This is a genomic window from Variovorax durovernensis (genome assembly GCF_977011995.1).
In genome coordinates this window covers 5,005,277-5,025,174 of the sequence record NZ_CDRNCW010000001.1, presented here as the reverse complement: position 1 = coordinate 5,025,174, position 19,898 = coordinate 5,005,277, and the positions used below count along the sequence as shown (strand labels likewise).

Annotated in this window: 18 protein-coding genes; 14 read left to right on the top strand and 4 right to left on the bottom strand. The window is 66.9% G+C overall.

Features of this window, described 5'->3' with window-relative positions; genetic code table 11:
• The first annotated feature begins 24 nt into the window (after positions 1-24).
• The 3 genes from ACWV14_RS23865 to ACWV14_RS23855 are packed head-to-tail and all read left to right on the top strand — an operon-like array spanning position 25 to position 3,179.
• The gene (locus ACWV14_RS23865; RefSeq protein WP_454904057.1) at positions 25-1,026 is read left to right on the top strand and encodes a CobD/CbiB family protein; all 1,002 of its coding nucleotides are present in this window, start codon (positions 25-27) and stop codon (positions 1,024-1,026) included.
• Positions 1,027-1,044: 18 nt separating this feature from the next.
• Positions 1,045-2,139 (top strand): histidinol-phosphate transaminase, encoded by a 1,095-nt coding sequence (gene hisC / locus ACWV14_RS23860; RefSeq protein ID WP_454904055.1) that lies wholly within the window; start codon positions 1,045-1,047, stop codon positions 2,137-2,139.
• The gene (locus ACWV14_RS23855) at positions 2,136-3,179 is read left to right on the top strand and encodes a hypothetical protein (protein WP_454904053.1); all 1,044 of its coding nucleotides are present in this window, start codon (positions 2,136-2,138) and stop codon (positions 3,177-3,179) included. Before hisC ends, ACWV14_RS23855 begins: the two co-directional genes overlap by 4 nt.
• Before the next feature lie 9 nt (positions 3,180-3,188).
• Here ACWV14_RS23855 and rsgA read toward each other — a convergent pair whose 3' ends face one another.
• Genes rsgA through ACWV14_RS23840 form a run of 3 tightly spaced genes read right to left on the bottom strand, consistent with a single transcriptional unit; the run spans position 3,189 to position 5,810 of the window.
• Positions 3,189-4,148, bottom strand: a complete 960-nt coding sequence (gene rsgA, locus ACWV14_RS23850) for a ribosome small subunit-dependent GTPase A (RefSeq protein ID WP_454904051.1) — start codon at positions 4,146-4,148, stop codon at positions 3,189-3,191.
• 12 nt (positions 4,149-4,160) lie between these two features.
• On the bottom strand, positions 4,161-4,520 hold the full coding sequence (locus ACWV14_RS23845; protein WP_454904050.1) for a 4a-hydroxytetrahydrobiopterin dehydratase: 360 nt from the start codon (positions 4,518-4,520) through the stop codon (positions 4,161-4,163).
• A 30-nt stretch (positions 4,521-4,550) separates the two neighbouring features.
• Positions 4,551-5,810, bottom strand: coding sequence for a M48 family metallopeptidase (locus ACWV14_RS23840; protein WP_454904049.1), 1,260 nt, complete (start codon positions 5,808-5,810; stop codon positions 4,551-4,553).
• Positions 5,811-5,870: 60 nt separating this feature from the next.
• Here ACWV14_RS23840 and orn point away from each other — a divergent pair, with 60 nt between their 5' ends.
• The 6 genes from orn to ACWV14_RS23810 all read left to right on the top strand — a co-directional run bounded on the left by orn (position 5,871) and on the right by ACWV14_RS23810 (position 12,589).
• Positions 5,871-6,467, top strand: coding sequence for an oligoribonuclease (orn, locus tag ACWV14_RS23835; RefSeq protein ID WP_454904048.1), 597 nt, complete (start codon positions 5,871-5,873; stop codon positions 6,465-6,467).
• A 248-nt stretch (positions 6,468-6,715) separates the two neighbouring features.
• Positions 6,716-8,620, top strand: a complete 1,905-nt coding sequence (locus ACWV14_RS23830) for a DEAD/DEAH box helicase (protein WP_454904046.1) — start codon at positions 6,716-6,718, stop codon at positions 8,618-8,620.
• A 220-nt stretch (positions 8,621-8,840) separates the two neighbouring features.
• On the top strand, positions 8,841-9,914 hold the full coding sequence (locus ACWV14_RS23825) for an NAD/NADP octopine/nopaline dehydrogenase family protein (protein WP_454904045.1): 1,074 nt from the start codon (positions 8,841-8,843) through the stop codon (positions 9,912-9,914).
• Complete coding sequence (locus ACWV14_RS23820) at positions 9,904-10,908, top strand: 3-hydroxybutyryl-CoA dehydrogenase (RefSeq protein ID WP_454904043.1); 1,005 nt, start codon at positions 9,904-9,906, stop codon at positions 10,906-10,908. Before ACWV14_RS23825 ends, ACWV14_RS23820 begins: the two co-directional genes overlap by 11 nt.
• The gene (locus ACWV14_RS23815; RefSeq protein ID WP_454904042.1) at positions 10,905-11,708 is read left to right on the top strand and encodes an alpha/beta fold hydrolase; all 804 of its coding nucleotides are present in this window, start codon (positions 10,905-10,907) and stop codon (positions 11,706-11,708) included. Before ACWV14_RS23820 ends, ACWV14_RS23815 begins: the two co-directional genes overlap by 4 nt.
• Positions 11,705-12,589, top strand: coding sequence for a quinone oxidoreductase family protein (locus ACWV14_RS23810; protein ID WP_454904041.1), 885 nt, complete (start codon positions 11,705-11,707; stop codon positions 12,587-12,589). The genes ACWV14_RS23815 and ACWV14_RS23810 overlap by 4 nt, the downstream gene beginning before the upstream one ends.
• 27 nt (positions 12,590-12,616) lie before the next feature.
• Here ACWV14_RS23810 and ACWV14_RS23805 read toward each other — a convergent pair whose 3' ends face one another.
• Positions 12,617-13,096, bottom strand: a complete 480-nt coding sequence (locus tag ACWV14_RS23805; protein WP_454904039.1) for a MarR family winged helix-turn-helix transcriptional regulator — start codon at positions 13,094-13,096, stop codon at positions 12,617-12,619.
• A gap of 144 nt (positions 13,097-13,240) precedes the next feature.
• On the opposite strand from ACWV14_RS23805, the gene ACWV14_RS23800 reads away from it, so the two are divergent.
• The 5 genes from ACWV14_RS23800 to ACWV14_RS23780 all read left to right on the top strand — a co-directional run bounded on the left by ACWV14_RS23800 (position 13,241) and on the right by ACWV14_RS23780 (position 19,896).
• Positions 13,241-15,433 carry a thiamine pyrophosphate-dependent enzyme gene (locus ACWV14_RS23800; protein WP_454904037.1) on the top strand — a complete coding sequence of 731 codons (2,193 nt, stop codon included), beginning with the start codon at positions 13,241-13,243 and terminating at the stop codon, positions 15,431-15,433.
• A 99-nt stretch (positions 15,434-15,532) separates the two neighbouring features.
• Complete coding sequence (locus ACWV14_RS23795) at positions 15,533-17,068, top strand: indolepyruvate oxidoreductase subunit beta family protein (protein ID WP_454904035.1); 1,536 nt, start codon at positions 15,533-15,535, stop codon at positions 17,066-17,068.
• Positions 17,069-17,081: 13 nt separating this feature from the next.
• A complete protein-coding gene (locus ACWV14_RS23790; protein ID WP_454904034.1) occupies positions 17,082-18,074 on the top strand; it encodes a PDR/VanB family oxidoreductase in 993 nt (330 codons plus the stop codon).
• 20 nt (positions 18,075-18,094) lie between these two features.
• Entirely contained in the window at positions 18,095-19,408 is a 1,314-nt protein-coding gene (locus ACWV14_RS23785; RefSeq protein ID WP_454904033.1) for an aromatic ring-hydroxylating dioxygenase subunit alpha, read from the top strand.
• The gene (locus ACWV14_RS23780) at positions 19,408-19,896 is read left to right on the top strand and encodes an aromatic-ring-hydroxylating dioxygenase subunit beta (protein WP_454904031.1); all 489 of its coding nucleotides are present in this window, start codon (positions 19,408-19,410) and stop codon (positions 19,894-19,896) included. Before ACWV14_RS23785 ends, ACWV14_RS23780 begins: the two co-directional genes overlap by 1 nt.
• Positions 19,897-19,898: the final 2 nt, after the last annotated feature.

The following is a 19,898-nucleotide window of genomic DNA, read 5'->3' as shown; positions in this document are numbered from 1 at the left end:
AGGCTGGATCGCTATCATCGAAGGATGAGCTTTTTTGCCATCCTGTGCGCGCTGCTGATCGAGCAGGTGCGGCCGCTGGGCCCGCACAACCCCGTGTACGGCAGCGTTCTGGCGTGGACCCGCTGGACGAGCCGCAACTTCGACGCGGGTAAACCGCATCACGGATGGATCGCATGGGGGCTTGCGGTGTTCGTGCCCACGCTCATCGCGCTGGGCGTGCACTGGCTGCTGGTGCTTACGCTGGGCCTGCCGTTTGCGGTGCTCTGGAGCATTGCGGTGCTCTACGTCACGCTGGGCTTCCGGCAGTTCAGCCACCATTTCACCGACATCCGCGACGCGCTCGACGAGGGCGATGAGCCGCTCGCGCGCTCGCTGCTCGCGCACTGGCAGGGCGTCGATGCGGCGGACCTGCCGCGCAGCGAAATCGTGCGCCACGTCATCGAGCATTCGGTGATCGCCGCGCACCGCCATGTGTTCGGCGTGCTCGCGTGGTTTTCGATCATTGCGGCCATCGGGCTCGGGCCGGCCGGTGCTGTGTTCTATCGCATGAGCGAGTTCGTGTCGCGCTACTGGGCCCACAAGAACGGCGCCGCGGTGCAGCCTTCGAGCGTCGCGGTGCAAGAGGCGGCCGACCGCGCCTGGCATGCGGTCGACTGGCTGCCCGCGCGCATCACGGCGCTCGGTTTCGCCGTGGTCGGCAGCTTCGAGGAAGCGATCGATTGCTGGCGCAACGACGCTCAGCGCTTTCCGAACGAGAACGACGGCGTGATCCTGGCTGCCACCTCCGGCGCGGTCAACGTGCGGCTCGGTGGCGGCTCGCTGCGGCCCATTCCCACGCTCGACCCGCTGTCGCGCGCCCAGGCCGGCGACACCATCGCCGACGGCCGCGCGCCGGACAGCGGCAGCACGCCCGGGCGCGAGCCCGAGCCCGGCCACCTGCGCAGCGTCGTCGGCCTGGTCTGGCGTTCGGTCGTGATGTGGATGGTGCTGCTGGCACTGCTCACGCTTGCGCGCCTGCTCGGCTGAGCTGGCGAGGAACCCTTCATGACCACCCAAGTACTGGCTTTCTGGAGCCCGCGCATCGGCGCGCTCGAACCCTACGTGCCCGGCGAGCAGCCGCGCATCGCGAACCTCGTCAAGCTCAACACCAACGAGAACCCGTATCCACCTTCGCAGGGCGTCGTCGAGGCCATCCAGCGTGCCGCGACGAACGGCCTGGAGCTCTACCCCGACCCGACCTCGCTGGCGCTGCGCGAGGCCGTTGCGAGGCGCCACGGCTTGCGCGTCGACCAGGTGTTCGCGGGCAACGGCTCCGACGAGGTGCTGGCTCATGCCTTCTTCGCGTTCTTCCAGCAAGCCGAGCCGTTGTTGATGCCCGACGTGAGCTACAGCTTCTACAAGGTCTATGCGCAGATTTACGGCATCGCCTGCGAGCTGCAGCCGGTCGACGAGGGTTTGCGAATCGACATCGACGCGCTCGCGGCGCGTGCCCGCAAGGGCTGTGGCGGCATCGTCATCGCCAACCCGAACGCGCCCACGGGCATCGGCCTGCCGCTCTCGCGCATCGAGCAATTGCTGCAGGCGTGCCCTGACCGCGTGGTGCTTGTCGACGAGGCCTATGTCGATTTCGGCGGCGAGAGCGCGCTGTCGCTGGTCGGCAAGTATCCGAACCTGCTTGTGGTGCAGACGCTCTCCAAGTCGCGCTCGCTGGCCGGCCTGCGCGTCGGTTTCGCATGCGGCCAGTCGCATCTGATCGACGGGCTGGTGCGCGTGAAGGACAGCTTCAATTCGTACCCGATCGACCGGCTCGCGTTGGCCGGCGCGGTGGCGTCGCTCGAGGACGAGGCCGCGTTCCGCACCGCCTGCGACAAGGTGATCGACACCCGCGAAGGCCTCACGCTGCAGCTCGAAGACCTGGGCTTCGAAGTGCTGCCTTCGCAGGCCAATTTCGTCTTCGTGCGCCATCCGCAGCGCGATGCGGCCGAGTTGGCCGCGCTGCTGCGCGAGCGCGCGGTGCTGGTACGGCATTTCAGGCAGCAGCGGATCGCGCAATACCTGCGCATCAGCATCGGCACGCGCGAGCAGTGCAGCCTGCTCGTCCAACATCTGCAAGACATCCTCCACACCCCCGCGCCATGAAGGAAGCCCCGGCGATGCCGACCCTCGACACCGACCCGCGCTCGACAGCCTGCGCCAGCTTCTGGCAAGCCGTGAGCGGCCAGCTCGAGAGCCTGCGCGCATTGCCTGGCCGTGAGCTGATGGAGGCCCTGAACGGGCTGCTGGAGCCCTCCTTTCCGAAGCTTGCCGTGGAGGTGGCGGGTGATTCGCCCGCATTCACGCTCGTGGTCACGGCGCATGGATCGGTGGAAGACTTCGACGACGTGATGGTGCTGGTGCAGAGCGCCCCCGCGCTGCCTCAGGTGGAGGTCGAGGCCTTCCGGCAGCGCATGGGCAAGGGCTTCAGCATCCGCATGGACGACTTCGAGCTATCGAGCGCGGACGTGCTGGTGAAGCACGAGCGCTACAAGGGTCTGGTGGCGCTGGAGATCGGCTTTGCCAAGCCCATCCCCATGGACATGCAGGACCACGCCCGCCACATGAGCCTGATCATGCTCGACCACATCCTGGGCGAGTACGACACGGCCATCAAGGTCGGTCCGGTCGACTATGTCGAGGCCGGCGAGCAGGCTTCTTTCGACGGCGTGCCGCTCGATGATTTCGTGCCGCTTTTCGACAGCTGCTGGCGCGAGGAACTCGGTCACACCGGCTTGTTTCCAGTGGGCGAACATGCATGGTCCGCACTGAGCGCCACACGCGACACGGAGGACGGCGGCGAGGTCGAGCTGATCGTGATGCGCAACGACTCCGCCGCCGCGCTGGTGGGGCGCGCCGACCTGTGCCACCGGCTCTCGGCCGCGGTGCCGGTGGAGTCTGGCGAGGAGCTGGAAGAAGCGCGCCTCTTCGGCGACCAGCTGACGGCACTGCTGCAGACGCACGAGGACGGCTGCTGCACGCACGTCGTGCTGGAGGAGGGCGTGCGCACCATCAACTTCCATGTGGCGCACCCTGAGGCGGCAATTGCGCATGCGCAATCCATCCAGGAGAACTCGGAGCTGCCGGTGACGCTCGACCTGGCTTTCGACCCGACCTGGAATTCGTACCGGACCTGGGTCAACTGAGGGGCGGTTTCAGTACCGCTTCTGGCTCAGTTCGGCGAACAGTTCGCCATAGATCTTGTAGCGGCTCGCGCTGATGGCGCCTTGCCCATCGGCCGAGGCGACATTCGCGATCACGCCGCAGCCCGGCTCGTGCAGATGGGTGCAGTTGTAGAACTTGCAGTCGTTCGCGTGCTCGGCAATGTCGGGCATGAGCCCCGCGAGCTGCATCGGCGCGATGTGGTTCAGGCCGAATTCCTGGAAGCCCGGCGAGTCGATCAGGCCGGTGGTGCGCGCTTCGTCGATCCAGTACCAGGTGGTGCTGGTGGTCGTGTGCTTGCCCGAATTCAGCGCCTGAGAAATCTCCTGGGTCAGCACGCTCGCGCCCGGCACAAGCAGATTGGTCAGCGTGCTCTTGCCCGAGCCCGACGGACCGAGCACCAGTGTCGACTTGCCCGACAGCAGCTTCATCAGCGAGGCGTAGTCGGCTTCGCCAGATGCCTTCAGCGACAGCGGCAGTACGCCGTGGTGCATGCGCCGGTAGGGCGCCAGCTTGGTCCAGGCGCGCTCGAAGGGCTCGACCAGGTCGCTCTTGTTGAGCGCGATGATCGGCGCGATGCGCTCGGCTTCCGCCGCGATCAGCGCGCGGGCCAGCTGATGTTCGGAAAACTCCGGCTCGGCCGCGATCAGGATCAGCACCTGGTCGAGGTTGGCCGCGAACGACTTGGTGCGGATTTCGTCCTGCCGGTAGAACAGGTTGCGGCGCGGTAGCACCTGCTCGATCGTGCCTTCGTCTTCGCTGGCCTGCCAATGCACGCGGTCGCCAACCACGGCCTGGCTCTTCTTGCCGCGCGGATGGCAGATCAGCCGCTCGCCCGTGGGTGTCTCGACCAGGCAGTGACGCCCGTGGCTGGCGACGACGAGGCCGTCCTGGAGGGCCTTTGCAGCAGTTGCGGCTGCTGCTGGCGCGGCGCGGCGGCCCGGCTTAGCCAAGGGCAGGTACCGTCATGCGGCAGCGGCGGCCGGAGCGGCCACCAGCGCGTCGGCCTGGCGCGCGCAGTCGAAGTCTGTGGCGGACAGTCCGCTCACGTCGTGCGTGTTGAAGCGCACCACGCAGCGGTTGTAGTGCACCGACAGGTCGGGGTGATGGTCCTGCGTATGCGCCACCATGGCCAGCGCGTTCACGAAGGCGATGGTCTCGAAGTAGTTGGCGAAGGTGAAGGTCTTCTCGATGGCGACGTCGGCGCCATCGCCGGTGAGCTTCCAGCCGTCCAGGCGCGCAAGGCCGGCGACGATCTCGGTGGCGCTCAGCCCCTTGCGGGGAGGAAGGTTCTTCCAGTCTTTGGGCTTGAACATGCTGCTCATGGGAGGCTTCTTCTGAATGAGGTGATGGGGTCAGGCGGCCGTCATGCGCGCAAGGCGCTCCGAGGCCGGTGGGTGCGAGTAGTAGAAGCTGACGAACACCGGGTCGGGCGTGAGCGTCGATGCGTTGTCCTGGTAGAGCTTGAGCAGCGCGGCCGACAGGTCGGCACCGCTGGTCTGCGCCACGGCGTAGGCGTCGGCCTCGAATTCGTGCTTGCGCGACAGGCGCGCTGGCAGCGGCGCCACGAAGAAACCGAACACAGGCACGGCGAGCATGAACAGCAGCAGCGCGAGTGCGCTGTTTGGCGCTGCCATGTTGGGCTGCACGCCCAGGCCGGTGTAGAACCAGACCTGCGTCGACACCCAGCCCAGCAGCGCAAAACCGGCCAGGCTCAGCGCAAACATGGCGATCAGGCGCTTCACGATATGACGGTGCTTGAAGTGGCCGAGCTCATGCGCGAGCACGGCCTCGACCTCGCTCGCGTTGAGCTGGCGCAGCAGCGTGTCGTAGAACACCACGCGCTTGCTGGCGCCGAAGCCGGTGAAGTAGGCGTTGGCGTGCGCGCTGCGCGTGCTGCCGTCCATCACGAACAGGCCCTTGGCGGCAAAGCCGCAGCGCTTCATGAGGGCAGTGACACGCGCCTTCAGCGTGGGGTCGTCGAGCGGCTTGAACTTGTTGAACAGCGGGGCGATGAAGGTCGGGTAGATCAGCATCAGCAGCAGGTTGAAGCCCATCCACGCACCCCAGGCCCAGAGCCACCACAGCTGGCCCGCGGCGCCCATGAGCCAGAGAATGAGCGCCGCAATCGGCAGCCCGATCACCGTGCCCAGCAGCGTCGACTTGACCGTGTCGGCCAGCCAGAGCTTCCAGGTCATCTTGTTGAAGCCGAATCGCTCTTCGAGCCGGAAGGTCTGCCAGAGCGTGAAAGGCAGCTCCAGCAGCCCGCCGATGGCCGCGAATGCCGCCAGCAGCGCCAGTTGCTGCACCATGCCGCCGCCGATCCAGGCCAGCAGCAGCTTGTTGAGCATGTCGAGCCCGCCGAGCAGCGTCCAGCCGAGCAGCAGGGCGGTGCCCCAGGCCATTTCGATCAAGCCGAAGCGCGCCTTGGCGATGGTGTAGTCGGCCGCCTTCTGGTGGGCGGCGAGGGTGATGGTTTGCGCGAAAGCGGCCGGCACGGTGCCGCGATGCTGCGCCACATGGCGCACCTGCCGGGAGGCGAGCCAGAACTTCACGAGGAGCCCCGCAACCAGCGCGACCGCGAAAGCAATGGTGAAGATGAGCGAATAGGACATAGGAGCGGCGAGTTTAGCCCTCGCTATCTTGGGGCGCAGACCTTCGACGACAATCCTGCGATGCCCGAATCCCTTGACCCGACGCCCCCGGCCGCCGTGCCCACCCTCAAGAAAAGCGACCAGAACCTGGTCTGGCTCGACTGCGAAATGAGCGGCCTCGACCCCGAGAAAGAGCGCCTGCTCGAAATCGCGGTGGTCGTCACCGGCCCCGATCTCACGCCCCGCATCGACGGCCCCGTGCTCGTCATCCACCAGAGCGACGCCGTGCTCGACGGCATGGACGCCTGGAACAAGGGCACCCATGGCCGCAGCGGCCTGATCGACAAGGTCAAGGCCTCGACGCTCGACGAGGCAGCCGCCGAGCAGCAACTGCTGGAGTTCATCGCCAAGTACATCCCGCGAAGCGGCTCGCCCATGTGCGGCAACACCATCGGGCAGGACCGGCGCTTCCTGGTCAAGTACATGCCCAAGCTCGAGGCATATTTCCACTACCGCAACCTCGACGTCAGCACGCTGAAGGAACTGGCCAAGCGCTGGAAGCCCACGGCCTACAGCAGCTTCAAGAAGCAGCAGGCGCATACCGCGCTGGCCGACGTGCACGAGTCCATCGAGGAACTGGCGCACTACCGCGAAACCTTCCTGCGTTTGGCAGATTGATTTCGATTAGGTAAAAACCCGGATTCGTGCCATAATTGCGGGCTTCGCTGATCGGGCCATGTGTTTCAAGCCCGGCCAGCGTCTCTTGCATCTCCCTATCTTGCACACCGCGCCCGATCGCATCCGCTGATCAAAAAGGGCCGCAGCCCCAGGCGAAAGCCTGAAGCTGAATGTCGTTGGATGGTTGATGTTTTTAACCACCAACGGGGCGCCGCCCACGGCAGCGCTCGCGTTTGAGATTGATATACATGACCGACGCTTTTGAAGCGCAGGGCGACTTCGCGCCTGTGCAATCCGCTACCAACAACGAGTTCACCGCTGTCGTGGACACCGTTTCCGAGGCTCCCATCCTCGAGGCGCTCGACGCCGCCGCTCCCGAAGCGGCCGTGGCCGAAGAGCCCGCCAAGCCCAACGGCTTCATCAAGCTGGGCCTCGCGCCCGAACTGATCGCCGCCGTGGCCGACATGGGATTCACCCAGCCCACCACCGTCCAGGAAAAGGTCATCCCGATCGCCATGGGCGAGCAGGCCGGTACCGCCCAATCGGCGCGCTTCGTCGACCTGATGGTGTCCAGCCAGACCGGCTCGGGCAAGACCGCCGCCTTCCTGCTGCCCGTGCTGCACACGCTGATCAAGCGCCAGGCCGAAGCCGAAGCCGAAGCCAAGGCCGAATTCCAGCGCCAGGCCGCCGAAGCCGCCGCCCGCGGTGAAACCGTGCCGAAGAAGCCGAAGCGCAAGGACCCGACCAACGCCCGTCATTTCAAGGCCGCCACCCCCGGCGCCCTCATCCTGTGCCCGACGCGCGAACTCGCGCAACAGGTCGCGCATGACGCCATCGAGTTGGTTCGCCACTGCCGCGGCCTGCGCATCGCCAACGTGGTGGGCGGCATGCCCTACCAGCTCCAGATCGCCCGCCTGCAGAACGCCGACCTCGTCGTCGCCACGCCGGGTCGCCTGCTCGACCTGCAGCGCTCGATGCAGATCAAGCTCGACCAGGTCAAGTTCCTGGTGGTCGACGAAGCCGACCGCATGCTCGACCTCGGCTTTGCCGACGACCTGGCGGAAGTCAACCAGCTCACCATCGAGCGCCAGCAGACCATGATGTTCAGCGCCACCTTCGCGCCGCGCATCCAGCAACTGGCCACTCGCGTGATGCGCGAACCGCAGCGCGTGACCATCGACAGTCCGCAGGAAAAGCACGCCAACATCAAGCAGGTGCTGTTCTGGGCCGACAACGCCCAGCACAAGCGCAAGCTGCTCGACCACTGGCTGCGCGACACCAGCATCAACCAGGCCATCGTGTTCGCGAGCACGCAGGTCGAGTGCGACGGCCTCGCCAACGACCTGCAGCAAGACGGCTTCAGCGCCGTGGCGCTGCACGGCGCCCTGAGCCAGGGCCTGCGCAACCGCCGCCTGATGGCGCTGCGCCAAGGCCAGGTCCAGATCCTGGTGGCCACCGACGTTGCCGCCCGCGGCATCGACGTGCCGACCATCACCCACGTCTTCAACTTCGGCCTGCCGATGAAGGCCGAGGACTACACCCACCGTATCGGCCGTACCGGCCGTGCCGGCCGCGATGGCCTGGCCATCACGTTTGCCGAGTTCCGCGATCGCCGCAAGATCATGGACATCGAGCAATACAGCCGCCAGCAGTTCAAGGCGGAAGTGGTGCCGGGCATGGAGCCGCAGCAGCGCATGCCGCAATCCCGCCCGCAAGGCGACTTCGGCGGCCGCGGCCGTGGTGACAACCATTCGCGCGACCGCAAGTTCGGTGGCGGCGGTGGCGGCCATCGCGGTGGCAATGCCGGCGGCTTTGGCGGCGGCAACAGCAACTACGCCGGTGCCAGCGGCTTCAACGACCGCGGTTCGCGCGCTCCTGGACCGCGTACCGGCGGCTTCGGCGGCCAGAACGCCGGTTTCGGCGGCGGCCGTGACGAAGGCAACGGCGGCGGCGGTTATGGCCGCAAGCCGGGCTGGGGCGACAGCGCCCCGCGCGGCGGCAACGGCGGTGGCCGTGGCGACTTCGCTCCCCGCGAAGGTTTCGCACCGCGCGAGGGCTTTGCGCCCCGCGGCAATGGCGCCGGCCACGGCGGCCCGGGCAAGGTGTTCGTGCCCCGCGACGCGCAAAAGCGCGCGTTCAAGCCCACCCGCTGATCCCGCTGATCCCGCTTGCCGAGCGGCCTGATGGCCGTCTCTCCAAGAAAGCCCGCGCTTCTCACGAACGCGGGCTTTTTCATTTCGGGTTTCCGAGCAGCCCGGTGTCGTCGAATTTGATTGACACCTGAATCGATGAAAAGTAATGTAATAACGCATTGCTTCCCCGGGTCCGTCCTGCGGCCGCCGGTTCATCGACACCTGCTTTTCGACTTTCAACATGAAAATTGCGATTCTTGGGGGTGGTCACGGCGCCTATGCGGCCGCCGCCGACCTGTCTGAAACCGGCCACGAGGTGCGCCTGTGGCGCCGCGACGCCGCGGCGCTGGAACCCGTCGTCCGCGCCGGAGCGATCACGCTGAAAGACGCCGAAGGCGTGCGCGAAGTGCCGATCACGCTCGCCACTGCCGACATCGGCGCGGCGCTGCAGGACGCCGAACTCATCGTCATCCCCACGCCCGCCATCGCCCAGCACGACATCGCGCTCGCGATGGCTCCGCACCTGGCCGACGGGCAGGTGGTGTTCCTGCCGCCGGGCACCTTCGGCAGTTACGTGATGGCACGAGCGGTGAAAGAGGCCGGCAGCCATGCCGACGTCGCCTGGGCCGAGACCGGCACCTTGCCCTACTTGGCGCGCAAGCACGGTGAGCGCGAGGTCAACGTCACCATCCGCGCGATCCGGCTGCCCACGGGCGTCTATCCGGCCCGCATGGAGGCGCAGGCCATCGAGGTGATCCGCCGCGCCTACCCGTCGGTGCATGGCTGTGGCGATGCGCTCTCGGGCGCGCTCATGAATGCCGGCCCCGTCATCCATCCGCCGCTGATGGTGATGAACGCCGCGCCGCTGCAGCACTTCGAGCGCTGGGACATCCACAACGAAGGCACGCAGCGCGCGGTGCGCGACGTGACCGACCGGCTCGACCAGGAACGCATCGCCGTGCGCGAAGCCTTCGGGCAGGGCGCGCCGCACTATCCGCTGGCCGACCACTACAACAACGACCGCTGGATGTACGGCGATGCGCACAAGCAACTGGTCAAGTCGGGCGACTGGCGCGAGAACATCGACCTGCACACGCACCGCTACATCACCGAAGACACGGAGCTCGGCTTGGCCTTCCTGGCCTCGGCGGCGCGCCATGCGGGTGTGGATGCGCCCATTGCGCACGGGCTGCTGGCCATCGTCGGCGGCTTCCTCGGCCATGACTTGCGCAAAGGCCCGCGCACTTTCGAGAGCCTGGGCCTTGCCGGCCTGAGCGCGACGCAGCTCAAGCAGAGGCTGCACGATGGCGAATGACGCCGCGCCGCCCCGATTCGCCGCCGTCGGCGCAGGCCGCATGGGGCGCGGCATCGCGATCGCTTTCGCCTATGCCGGCCACCGCATCTCGCTGATCGACCTGCGCCAGCGCAGCAACGAGGCCTGGCAGCGCCTGCGCGACGAAGCGAAGGCCGAGATCGAAGCCAGCCTCTCGGGCCTGGCGCAGCTCGGCGTGATCGACGCTTCGCAGATCGAGCGCATTGCCGCCCGCGTGGATTTCGTCGACGCCGCGTCTGCCCCGCGCGCGCTGGCCGGCGCCGAACTCGTGTTCGAGGGCGTGCCCGAAACCATGGAGGCCAAGCGCGAGGCCTTCGAGCACATCAACCGGCATTGCCGCGACGATGCCATCCTCACCTCGACCACCAGCAGCATCCTCGTGACGCAGCTGGCCGCGTTCGTGCGGCTGCCAGAGCGCTTCCTCAACATGCATTGGCTCAACCCGGCCTATGTGATCCCGGTGGTGGAGCTGAGCTGCCACCCCGGCACCGATGCCGCCGTGCTCGCGCGCACCAAGGCGCTGATGGAGCAGATCGGCAAGCTGCCCGTGGTCTGCGGTGCGTCGCCCGGCTACATCGTGCCGCGCCTGCAGGCCCTGGTGATGAACGAGGCCGCGCGCATGATCGAAGAGGGCGCTGCCACAGCCGAAGAGATCGACAAGGCCACGCGCTACGGCCTGGGCTTGCGCTTCGCCGCGCTGGGCGTGGTCGAGTTCATCGACTTCGGTGGCTGCGACATCCTGCACCACGCGAGCCGCGAGATGTCGGCCTCGCTCGACAAGGGCCGCTACACCGCACCGGCCATCGTCGGCCGCATGGTCGAGGAAGGGCGGCTGGGGCTGAAGAGCGGCAGCGGCTTCTACGACTACGAAGGCCGCGACATCGGTGCCTACCGTCGCGACGTGCTGTCGCGCACGCTTGGTGAACTGCGGCATGCGGGCCTGTGGCGCGCACCTGCCGACGAGACGCTGTCATGACCACCATCCGCCGCGCCTTCGCAGACCTGTCGGTGGGGCAGGTGCACTACGCGGCATGCGGCGAACCCGATGCGCGCGCCGTTCTGCTGCTGCACCAGTCGCCGCGCAGCTGGGCCGAGTACCGCGCGGTGCTGCCGCTGGTGGGGGCGCATCGGCACGCTATCGCGATGGACACGGCCGGCTTCGGCGATTCCTCGGATGGCGGCGTGCCGGCGAGCATCGAGCAATGGGCGCGCGTCGCCTGCGAGCTGCTCGATGCGCTGGGCGTCGCGCAGGCCGATGTGGTCGGCCATCACACGGGCGGTGTCGTGGCGGTCGAGCTTGCGGCGGCGTTCCCTGATCGTGTTCGCAGTCTCGTGCTGTCTTCGACGCCCTATACCGACGAGCCGTTCCGGCGTGCGCGTGCGCAGCGCCCGCCCATCGACGAAGTCGCGCCCAGCGAAGACGGCACCCATCTCGCCGCGCTGTGGCAGAAGCGCCAGGGCTTCTATCCGGCGGGGCGGGCCGATCTGCTCGAGGCCTTCGTGCTCGATGCATTGAAGGTCGGCCATCGTGTCGAAGAAGGCCATCGCGCCGTGGCTTCGTATCGCATGGAAGACCGCATCGGCCGCATCGCGCAGCCCGCGCTGATCGTGCGCGCCACCGACGATCCCTTTGCCGCGCCGCATGCGGCGGAACTGCAGCACCATCTGCCGCAGGCCCGCATCGTCGATATCGAAGGCGGCATGGTGCCGCTGCCCGACCAGATGCCCGAGGCCTTTGCGCGCACGGTGCTCGAATTTCTCTCCGCGCTGCCATGAAGGCTGTTCGCATCCACGGCTTCGACGCAGTGCCGGTTCTGGAGGAAGTGGCCGACCCTGTCGCGAGGCCCGGTCGCACTCTCGTGCAGATGGAGGCCGCAACAGTCGGCCACATCGACCGCACGGTGTGGCGCGGCAGCTTCCTGCGGCATCCGCCTTTGCCGTATACGCCCGGTGTCGAGGCGGCGGGCATCGTCGTCGCGAGCGGGTGCTACCAGGTCGGCCAGCGCGTGTGGCTACGCGGCAGCGGCCTCGGCACGCTTTTCGACGGCACGTGGTGCGAACGCATCGATGCGCCCGACGAAGCGCTCGGACCATTGCCGGACGAAGTGCCGATGACGCTGGGCGCTGCATTCTTCTCGCCGACGACTTCGGCCTGGGTGGCGTTGCACGAAGTCGCGAAGCTGCAAGCCGGAGAACGAGTGTTGGTGACAGGCGCGAGCGGCGCCGTGGGGTCGCTCGTGATGCAGCTTGCGCGCGATGCAGGATGCGCCGTTGCAGCGGTGATGCCGGATGCAGACTCGCCGCCCGTGGCCAGTGCGGACCTGCTGATCGATACCGTCGGTGGCGATGTCCTCGCGAAAGTCCTGCCGTGCGTGCGGCCGGGCGGGCGCGCCGTGCTGGTCGGCTACACCGCCGGCCCGACGCTGCAACTGGACATCGCTCACTTCCTGCAACGCGATGTTGCGCTGTTGCCTCTGAACATGTTCCGGCGTGAAGCAGCGGGCCGTGCCGCCGCACCTGAACTGCTGGCAAGGCTCGCCGATGGCCGCCTGCATCTCGACGTGCAGCCGTTCGCACTGGCGGACGCGGCCCTCGCGCTGGACTGGATCGCGCAGCGGGGCCACCGCGGACGGGCTGTTCTCGTGCCTCGCCTCTGAGCCGTTGAAGAGGCGCGCCTCGATCCTTCAGTCTTCCTCTGGCCCTTCGACGGGTACGTGCACGTGCAGCTCGATCATCTGCCGCAGTGTCTGCTTGAGTTCCTCGGCACGGCGCAGGCCGAAGGGCTCCAGCACGCGCCGCTCGTGGTCGCGCGCCAGTTCCATCAGGTGCTCGACCGCCTTCAGCCCCTTGCGCGTGATGCGCACCAGCGTGATGCGGCGATCACTTTCATGGGGCAGGCGCTCGACCTGTCCGCGCGATTCCATGCGGTCCAGCAGCCGCGTCACCGTCGGCTGCTTGGTGACGGTCACCTGCGCGAGCTGGCCGATGCTGAGCGGCTCGCTGCCAGCAAGGGACGCCATCACTCGCCATTCCGACACGGAGAAGCCCTGCTGCCGCGCCACCTCGTGGAACTCCGAAGAGATCAGCTGGCTGGCCTGCGCCAGCAGCGCGGGCAGGTAGTCGTCGACGAAGCGGTGGGACTCGACGGGTTGTTCTTCAGCCATGAAGGCACCTCACGGTCGCCGCGGGCACGCAGCTTGCATGTCTAGGGTAATTCATGATTGTGGATACATTCATTTGTCAACATTATAGAAAGCGTGATGTGGCAATTGATGCCCATCCTCCCACGATAGAGAACAAGGACCCACATGGCTGAGCGTTCGTTCGTCGAAGAAGTCAAGAAGCTGCGGCTTTCTGGCGGAGAGGTGTTCCGTGGAGAGGGCATTCTGGCCGTCACCAAGGCCCTGCTCGAATCCGGGGTTTCCTATGTGGCGGGCTACCAGGGCGCGCCGATCTCCCACCTGATGGACGTGCTGGCCGACGCGCAGGACATCCTGGCCGACCACGGCATCCGCTTCGAGAACAGCGCGAGCGAAGCCACTGCAGCCGCCACGCTGGCCGCCTCCGTCAACTACCCGCTGCGTGGCGCAGTCACCTTCAAGGCCACCGTCGGCACCAACGTGGCGTCCGATGCTCTGGCCAACCTCGCCTCCGGCGGTGTGACCGGTGGAGCGCTCATCATCGTGGGCGAGGACTACGGCGAAGGCTCGTCGATCATGCAGGAGCGCAGCCATGCCTTCGCGATGAAGTCGCAGATCTGGCTGCTCGACCCGCGTCCCAACCTGCCGAGCATCGTCGACGCGGTGAAGCAGGGCTTCGATCTGTCGGAGGCCAGCAACACGCCCGTGATGCTCCAGCTGCGCATCCGTGCCTGCCATGTGCACGGGCACTTCGTGGCCGGCGACAACAAGCGCGCGAAGTTCACGCTGAAAGACGCGCTGGAGAATCCGCAGCGCGACGTCGGCCGCATCGTGCTGCCGCCAGCGAGCTTCGTGCACGAACAAGAGAAGGTGAAGGACCGCTGGCCCGCCGCCGTGCGTTTCATCGAAGAGCGCAAGCTCAACGAGTTCTTCTCGGAAGACGCCGACGACATCGGCATCATCGTCCAGGGCGGCAGCTACAACACGCTGCTGCGCGCACTCGAGCGGCTGGGCCTGGCCGATGTGTACGGCAACACGCAGGTGCCGCTCTACGTGATGAACGTGGCCTACCCGGTCATCGAGAGCGAGGTGATCCGCTTCTGCAAAGGCAAGCGCGCGGTGATGATCGTGGAAGAGGGGCAGCCCAACTTCGTCGAGCAGAACCTCGCGACCATCCTGCGCCAGGCCGGATCGACCACCGCGCTGCACGGCAAGGACATGCTGCCGGTGGCCGGTGAATACACCGCCGCCGAATTGCTCAGGGGCGCGCGCAGCTTCTGCGAACGCTACGAGCGCCTGGCGCCGCTGCCGGTGCCTGTGCCGGTGCGCAAGGTGATTCCGCTGAAGGAAGTCGCCGCCATCGGTGTCGATGCCGCGCCCGAGCCCGTGCAGCCATCGACCGCGCTCGGCGACGTGGTGCATGCCCGTCCGCCGGGCTTCTGCACCGGTTGCCCCGAACGCCCGATCTTCAGCGCGATGAAGCTGGTGGAGCGCGAACTCGGAGCGCACCACGTGAGCGCCGACATCGGCTGCCACCTGTTCTCCATCCTGCCGCCCTTCAACATCGGCAACACCACCATGGGCTACGGCCTGGGCGGCGCGGGTGCCGCGGCGCTCAATGCGCCCGCCGGCAAGCGCGCGATCTCGATGATGGGCGACGGCGGCTTCTGGCACAACGGCCTCACCAGCGGCGTGGCCAACGCCGTCTTCAACAAGAGCGACAACCTCACCATCGTCGTCGAGAACAACTACACCTCGGCCACGGGCGGGCAGGACATCCTCTCCTCGCATGCCGTCAACAAGACGCGCAGCACCGGCCATGAGATCGAGCGTGCCGTGCGCGGCGTGGGCGTGGAGTGGGTCAAGACGCTGCGCCGCACCTACGACGTGGCAGGCATGCGCGATGCGCTGAAAGACGCACTCACCACGACGAAGAAGGGCCCCAAGGTCCTGATCGCCCAGTCGGAGTGCATGCTCAACAAACAACGCCGCGAGAAGCCGCTTGTTCGCAAGGCCATCGCCGACGGCAAGCGCATGGTGCGCGAGAAGTTCGGCGTCGATTCCGACACCTGCACCGGCGACCACTCCTGCATTCGCTTGTCGGGCTGCCCGTCGCTGTCGATCAAGCCCAACCCCGATCCGTTGCGTACCGACCCGGTCGCGACTGTGCTCGACAGTTGCGTGGGCTGCGGCGTGTGCGGCGAGGTCTCGCATGCCGCGGTGCTGTGCCCGTCGTTCTACAAGGCCCAGATCGTGAGCAACCCCAGCCGCTGGGACGTGCTGCGCGAGCGCGTGCGTGCTGCCGTCATCGGCTGGCTGCAACGCGGCGAGGCGCGCCGCCGTGAAGCCTATGCCTTCTGAACGAAGCTCCGCTATGCAACATAGGAAGACATCGGGAAATGGCCAGGGATACCGCGGAACCGGCTTTGCCGTGCCGCTGGTATCGCCCTCGGTAGGGGGTTGGCGGCTACACGAAGTGAGCAAGACTGGGGGCGAGCCATGAGCCCCATCAAGATAGCCATCCTCGCCATGGGCGGGGAGGGCGGCGGCGTGCTGGCCGACTGGATCGTCGACATGGGCGAAGCCAACGGCTACGTCGCCCAGACCACGTCGGTGCCGGGCGTGGCCCAGCGCACCGGCGCGACCATCTACTACGTCGAGCTGTATCCCGTGGCGCAGGCCGAGGCCGACGGTGGGCGACCTGTGCTGGCGCTGATGCCGCTGCCGGGCGACGTCGACGTGGTGCTGGCGTCGGAGCTCATGGAGGCAGGGCGCGCCGTGCAGCGCGGCCTTGTCACGGGTGACCGCACCACGTTGATTGCCTCCACGCATCGCGTCTTCTCCATCGCGGAGAAGAGCGCGCTGGGCGATGGCCGCGTCGACAGCGATCAGCTGCTCGCACACACGGCCAAGGCCGCCAAGCGTTTCATCCGCTTCGATATGGCGCAGGCGGCCGAAGCTTCTGGCAGCGTGATCAGCGCGGTGCTCTTCGGCGCGCTCGCGGGCTCGGGCGTGCTGCCGTTCAGCCGCGCGCAGTTCGAGGCGACCATCGAGCGCGGCGGCGTGGGCGTGAAGCCCAGCCTCAAGGCCTTTGGCGCGGCGTTTGCTCGCGCTCAGCACGGTGACGACGGGGAGCCTGCGAAGGGAGTGCCGATCACCGCGCTAGCACCGCAGCCGCGCCACCCGGCCGTGCGGGCATTGGTCGAGCGGGTACAACGCGATTTCCCCTTGCAGGCGCAAGACTTCCTGCTCGAAGGCGTGCGTCGCCTCATCGACTACCAGGACCCGGCCTATGCCAACCTGTACCTCGACCGCATGGCAGCCGTTGCCGCGCTGCCCGGCAACGATGACCATTGCCTGCTGCGCGAAACTGCGCGCCACCTCGCGCTCTGGATGTCCTACGAAGACACCGCCCGCGTTGCAGCCCTGAAGACCCGCGCCACCCGCTTCGAGCGCGTGCGCGGCGAGGCAAGCGTGCAGCCCGGCCAGGTGCTCGCCATCAACGAATACATGCACCCGCGGCTGCAGGAAATCTGCGAGACGCTGCCCGGCGGCATCGGCCGCTGGCTCATGAATTCGACGCTGCCCAAGAAGCTCGTCGAGCGCTTCACCCAGCACGGCCGGGTGATCCAGACGAGTTCGCTGCGCGGCTACCTCATGCTGCGCATGGTGGCGGCATGCAGGCGCTGGCGCCTGTCCACCATGCGCTATGCCGAGGAAAACCGCCGCATCGAGGAATGGCTGCAACGCATCGCCGCGACCGCGCAGCGCAGCCCCGAACTGGCCGTGGAGCTGGCCCAGTGCCAGCGCCTAGTCAAGGGCTACAGCGACACGCACGAGCGCGGCATCCGCAACTACGACACCGTGATGCGCGCCGTCGAGCGTGCCGGCACCGCGCTGGCGCCAGCCACGCTGCGCGAACTGCGCGACGCGGCGCTGGCCGACGAACACGGCCACAAGCTGCAGGCCGCGCTGGCGCAGCACGCACTGGCCTGAAGAGACAACGAAGATGACCGCACCCTCAGCCACCCTTTCACTGCGCGTCGTCGAGGCGCGGGCGTTGAATCCGCTGATCCGCATGCTGCGCCTGCGCGCCGAAGACGGCCGCGCGCTGCCCGGCTTCTCGGCCGGTGCCCACATCCGCGTGCAGGTGTCGCTGCCCGACGGCAAGACCGACTGGCGCCACTATTCGCTCATCAATTTCGATACGGCACGCAACGCCACCAACGCGCCTGCGGAATACGTGATCGCCGTGCGCAAGGAAGCCGAAGGCCGAGGCGGCTCCCGCTTCATGCACGAGCAGTTGAAAGAGGGCGACGCCCTCGCCATCGAGGCGCCCAAGAACGACTTCCCGCTGCACACCGGCCCCGGTGGCACCGTGCTGGTAGCCGGCGGCATCGGCGTGACGCCGCTCGCCACCATGGCCGCCCGCCGCCGCGCCGAAGGTGCCGCCGTGTGCATGCATTACGCCGGCCGCAGCCGCGAGCTGATGGCCTTCCTGCCCGAACTGCAGGCGCTGCTGGGCGACGACCTGCACGTGCACGCCGATGCGGAGGCCGGTGCGCCGCTCGGCATCGATGCAGTGCTCGACGGCGTTCCCGCCGGCGACCGGCTCTACGTCTGCGGCCCCAAGGTCATGCTCGACGCCGTGCTCGAGCGCACCCAGGCGCGCGGCTGGGAACACGACCGCGTGCACTTCGAACTCTTCACCGAGCCTGTCGCCGAAGAGGGTGACCAGCCCTTCGAAGTGGAACTTGCGCAGTCGGGCCAGCGCTTCACCGTGCCGGCCGACCAGAGCATCCTCGACTGCCTGATCGAGCACGGCTGCGACCCGATGTTCGACTGCAAGCGTGGCGAATGCGGCGTGTGCGCCGTACCCGTGCTCGAAGGCGAGATCGAACACCGCGACTACGTGCTCACCGCCCGCGAGAAGGCGGAAGGCAACGTCATGCAGATCTGCATCTCGCGCGCCAAGGGTGCGCGGCTGGTGCTGGACATCTGAAGCCAGGAGCCCAAGAAACCATGACCTCGTACCGAGACAACCCCGATGCCGTCCGTGCACTGGTGCAGCACGACCGGGTGCACCGCGACCTGTACACCAGCCAGGAACTGTTCGAGCTGGAGCAGGAGCACTTCTTCGCCAACACCTGGAACTACGTCGGCCATGAAAGCCAACTGCCCAAGCCCGGCGACTGGATCAGCAACGAGATCGCGGGCCGCCCGCTGATCGTGGTGCGCCACTCCGACGGCAGCGTGCGCGTGATGATGAACCGCTGCGCACACAAAGGCTCGCGGCTGGTCAACGGTGCGTGCGGCAATACCGGCAAGTTTTTCCGCTGCCCGTACCACGCCTGGACTTTCAAGACGGACGGCGCGCCGCTCGCGATTCCGCTGAAGACGGGCTACGAGCACACGCAACTGCACGAATGCGAATCGGGCAAGGGCCTCACCACGGTGAAGCATGTGCGCAGCCATCGCGGCTTCATCTTCGTGAAGATCAACGACGCGGGCCCCGACTTCGACGAATACTTCGGCGACTCGCTGAGCTCCATCGACAACATGGCCGACCGCTCGCCAGAAGGCGAACTCGAAATCGCGGGCGGCTGCCTGCGCTTCATGCACCAGTGCAACTGGAAGATGTTCGTCGAGAACCTCAACGACACCATGCACCCGATGGTGGCGCACGAGTCTTCGGCCGGCACCGCCAAGCGCATGTGGGCCGACAAGCCCGAAGACGAGCCCAAGCCCATGGCGGTGGAGCAGTTCGTGCCCTTCATGTCCGACTACAAGTTCTTCGAGGACATGGGCATCCGCACCTACGACAACGGCCACAGCTTCACGGGCGTGCACTTCAGCATCCACAGCAAGTACAAGGCGATTCCCGCGTACGACGACGCCATGAAGGCGCGCTACGGCGAGGAGAAGACGGCGCAGATCCTGGGCATGGCGCGGCACAACACCGTGTACTACCCGAACCTCACGATCAAGGGCGCGATCCAGGCGATCCGCGTGGTGAAGCCGATCTCCGCCGACAAGACGCTGATCGAGAGCTGGACCTTCCGCCTCAAGGGCGCACCGCCCGAACTGCTGCAGCGCACCACCATGTACAACCGGCTCATCAATTCGCCGTTCTCGGTGGTGGGCCATGACGACCTGCAGGCCTACCGTGGCATGCAGGCAGGGCTGCATGCGAGCGGCAACGAGTGGGTGAGCCTGCACCGCGACTACGACCCGTCGGAGCTGAAGGGCGGCGAGATCACCACCGGCGGCACCAACGAGCTGCCCATGCGTAACCAGTACCGAAGCTGGGTGCAACGCATGACGGAGACCATGTAATGGCCGGCACCGAAGTCACCCGCCAGGACCTGATCGACTTCGTCGTGAACGAAGCGCACCTGCTCGACACGCGTCGCTACGAGGAGTGGAACGCGCTCTTCACCGACGACGCCTTCTACTGGATTCCGCTGGTGCCCGACCAGGAAGACGGCCTAAACCACACATCGCATCTCTACGAAGACAAGCTGCTGCGCGACTTGCGCATCGAGCGCCTGAAGAGCCCGCGCGCCTTTTCGCAGCAGCCGCAGAGCCGCTGCCACCACCTGCTGCAGGTGCCGGTGGTCGAGCAGTTCGATGCTGAAGCCAATCGCTTTGTGGTGCGTACCGCATTCCACTACACCGAATCGCAGGGCGACGAACTGCAGTTCTATGTCGGCACCTTCTTCCATCACCTCGCGGTGCAGGACGGCGCACTGCGCATGACGCTCAAGCGCGTGAACCTGCTCAATTGCGACGCGGCGCTGCCGGCCGTGCAACTCTTCATCTAGGG

Excerpts from the sequence above, each read along its gene's own strand:
- ACWV14_RS23865 (WP_454904057.1), top strand. The coding sequence starts at position 25 with ATGAGCTTTTTTGCCATCCTGTGCGCGCTGCTGATCGAGCAGGTGCGG.
- hisC (WP_454904055.1), top strand. The coding sequence starts at position 1,045 with ATGACCACCCAAGTACTGGCTTTCTGGAGCCCGCGCATCGGCGCGCTC.
- ACWV14_RS23855 (WP_454904053.1), top strand. The coding sequence starts at position 2,136 with ATGAAGGAAGCCCCGGCGATGCCGACCCTCGACACCGACCCGCGCTCG.
- ACWV14_RS23845 (WP_454904050.1), bottom strand. The coding sequence starts at position 4,520 with ATGAGCAGCATGTTCAAGCCCAAAGACTGGAAGAACCTTCCTCCCCGC.
- ACWV14_RS23840 (WP_454904049.1), bottom strand. The coding sequence starts at position 5,810 with ATGTCCTATTCGCTCATCTTCACCATTGCTTTCGCGGTCGCGCTGGTT.
- orn (WP_454904048.1), top strand. The coding sequence starts at position 5,871 with ATGCCCGAATCCCTTGACCCGACGCCCCCGGCCGCCGTGCCCACCCTC.
- ACWV14_RS23830 (WP_454904046.1), top strand. The coding sequence starts at position 6,716 with ATGACCGACGCTTTTGAAGCGCAGGGCGACTTCGCGCCTGTGCAATCC.
- ACWV14_RS23825 (WP_454904045.1), top strand. The coding sequence starts at position 8,841 with ATGAAAATTGCGATTCTTGGGGGTGGTCACGGCGCCTATGCGGCCGCC.
- ACWV14_RS23820 (WP_454904043.1), top strand. The coding sequence starts at position 9,904 with ATGGCGAATGACGCCGCGCCGCCCCGATTCGCCGCCGTCGGCGCAGGC.
- ACWV14_RS23815 (WP_454904042.1), top strand. The coding sequence starts at position 10,905 with ATGACCACCATCCGCCGCGCCTTCGCAGACCTGTCGGTGGGGCAGGTG.
- ACWV14_RS23810 (WP_454904041.1), top strand. The coding sequence starts at position 11,705 with ATGAAGGCTGTTCGCATCCACGGCTTCGACGCAGTGCCGGTTCTGGAG.
- ACWV14_RS23805 (WP_454904039.1), bottom strand. The coding sequence starts at position 13,096 with ATGGCTGAAGAACAACCCGTCGAGTCCCACCGCTTCGTCGACGACTAC.
- ACWV14_RS23800 (WP_454904037.1), top strand. The coding sequence starts at position 13,241 with ATGGCTGAGCGTTCGTTCGTCGAAGAAGTCAAGAAGCTGCGGCTTTCT.
- ACWV14_RS23790 (WP_454904034.1), top strand. The coding sequence starts at position 17,082 with ATGACCGCACCCTCAGCCACCCTTTCACTGCGCGTCGTCGAGGCGCGG.
- ACWV14_RS23785 (WP_454904033.1), top strand. The coding sequence starts at position 18,095 with ATGACCTCGTACCGAGACAACCCCGATGCCGTCCGTGCACTGGTGCAG.
- ACWV14_RS23780 (WP_454904031.1), top strand. The coding sequence starts at position 19,408 with ATGGCCGGCACCGAAGTCACCCGCCAGGACCTGATCGACTTCGTCGTG.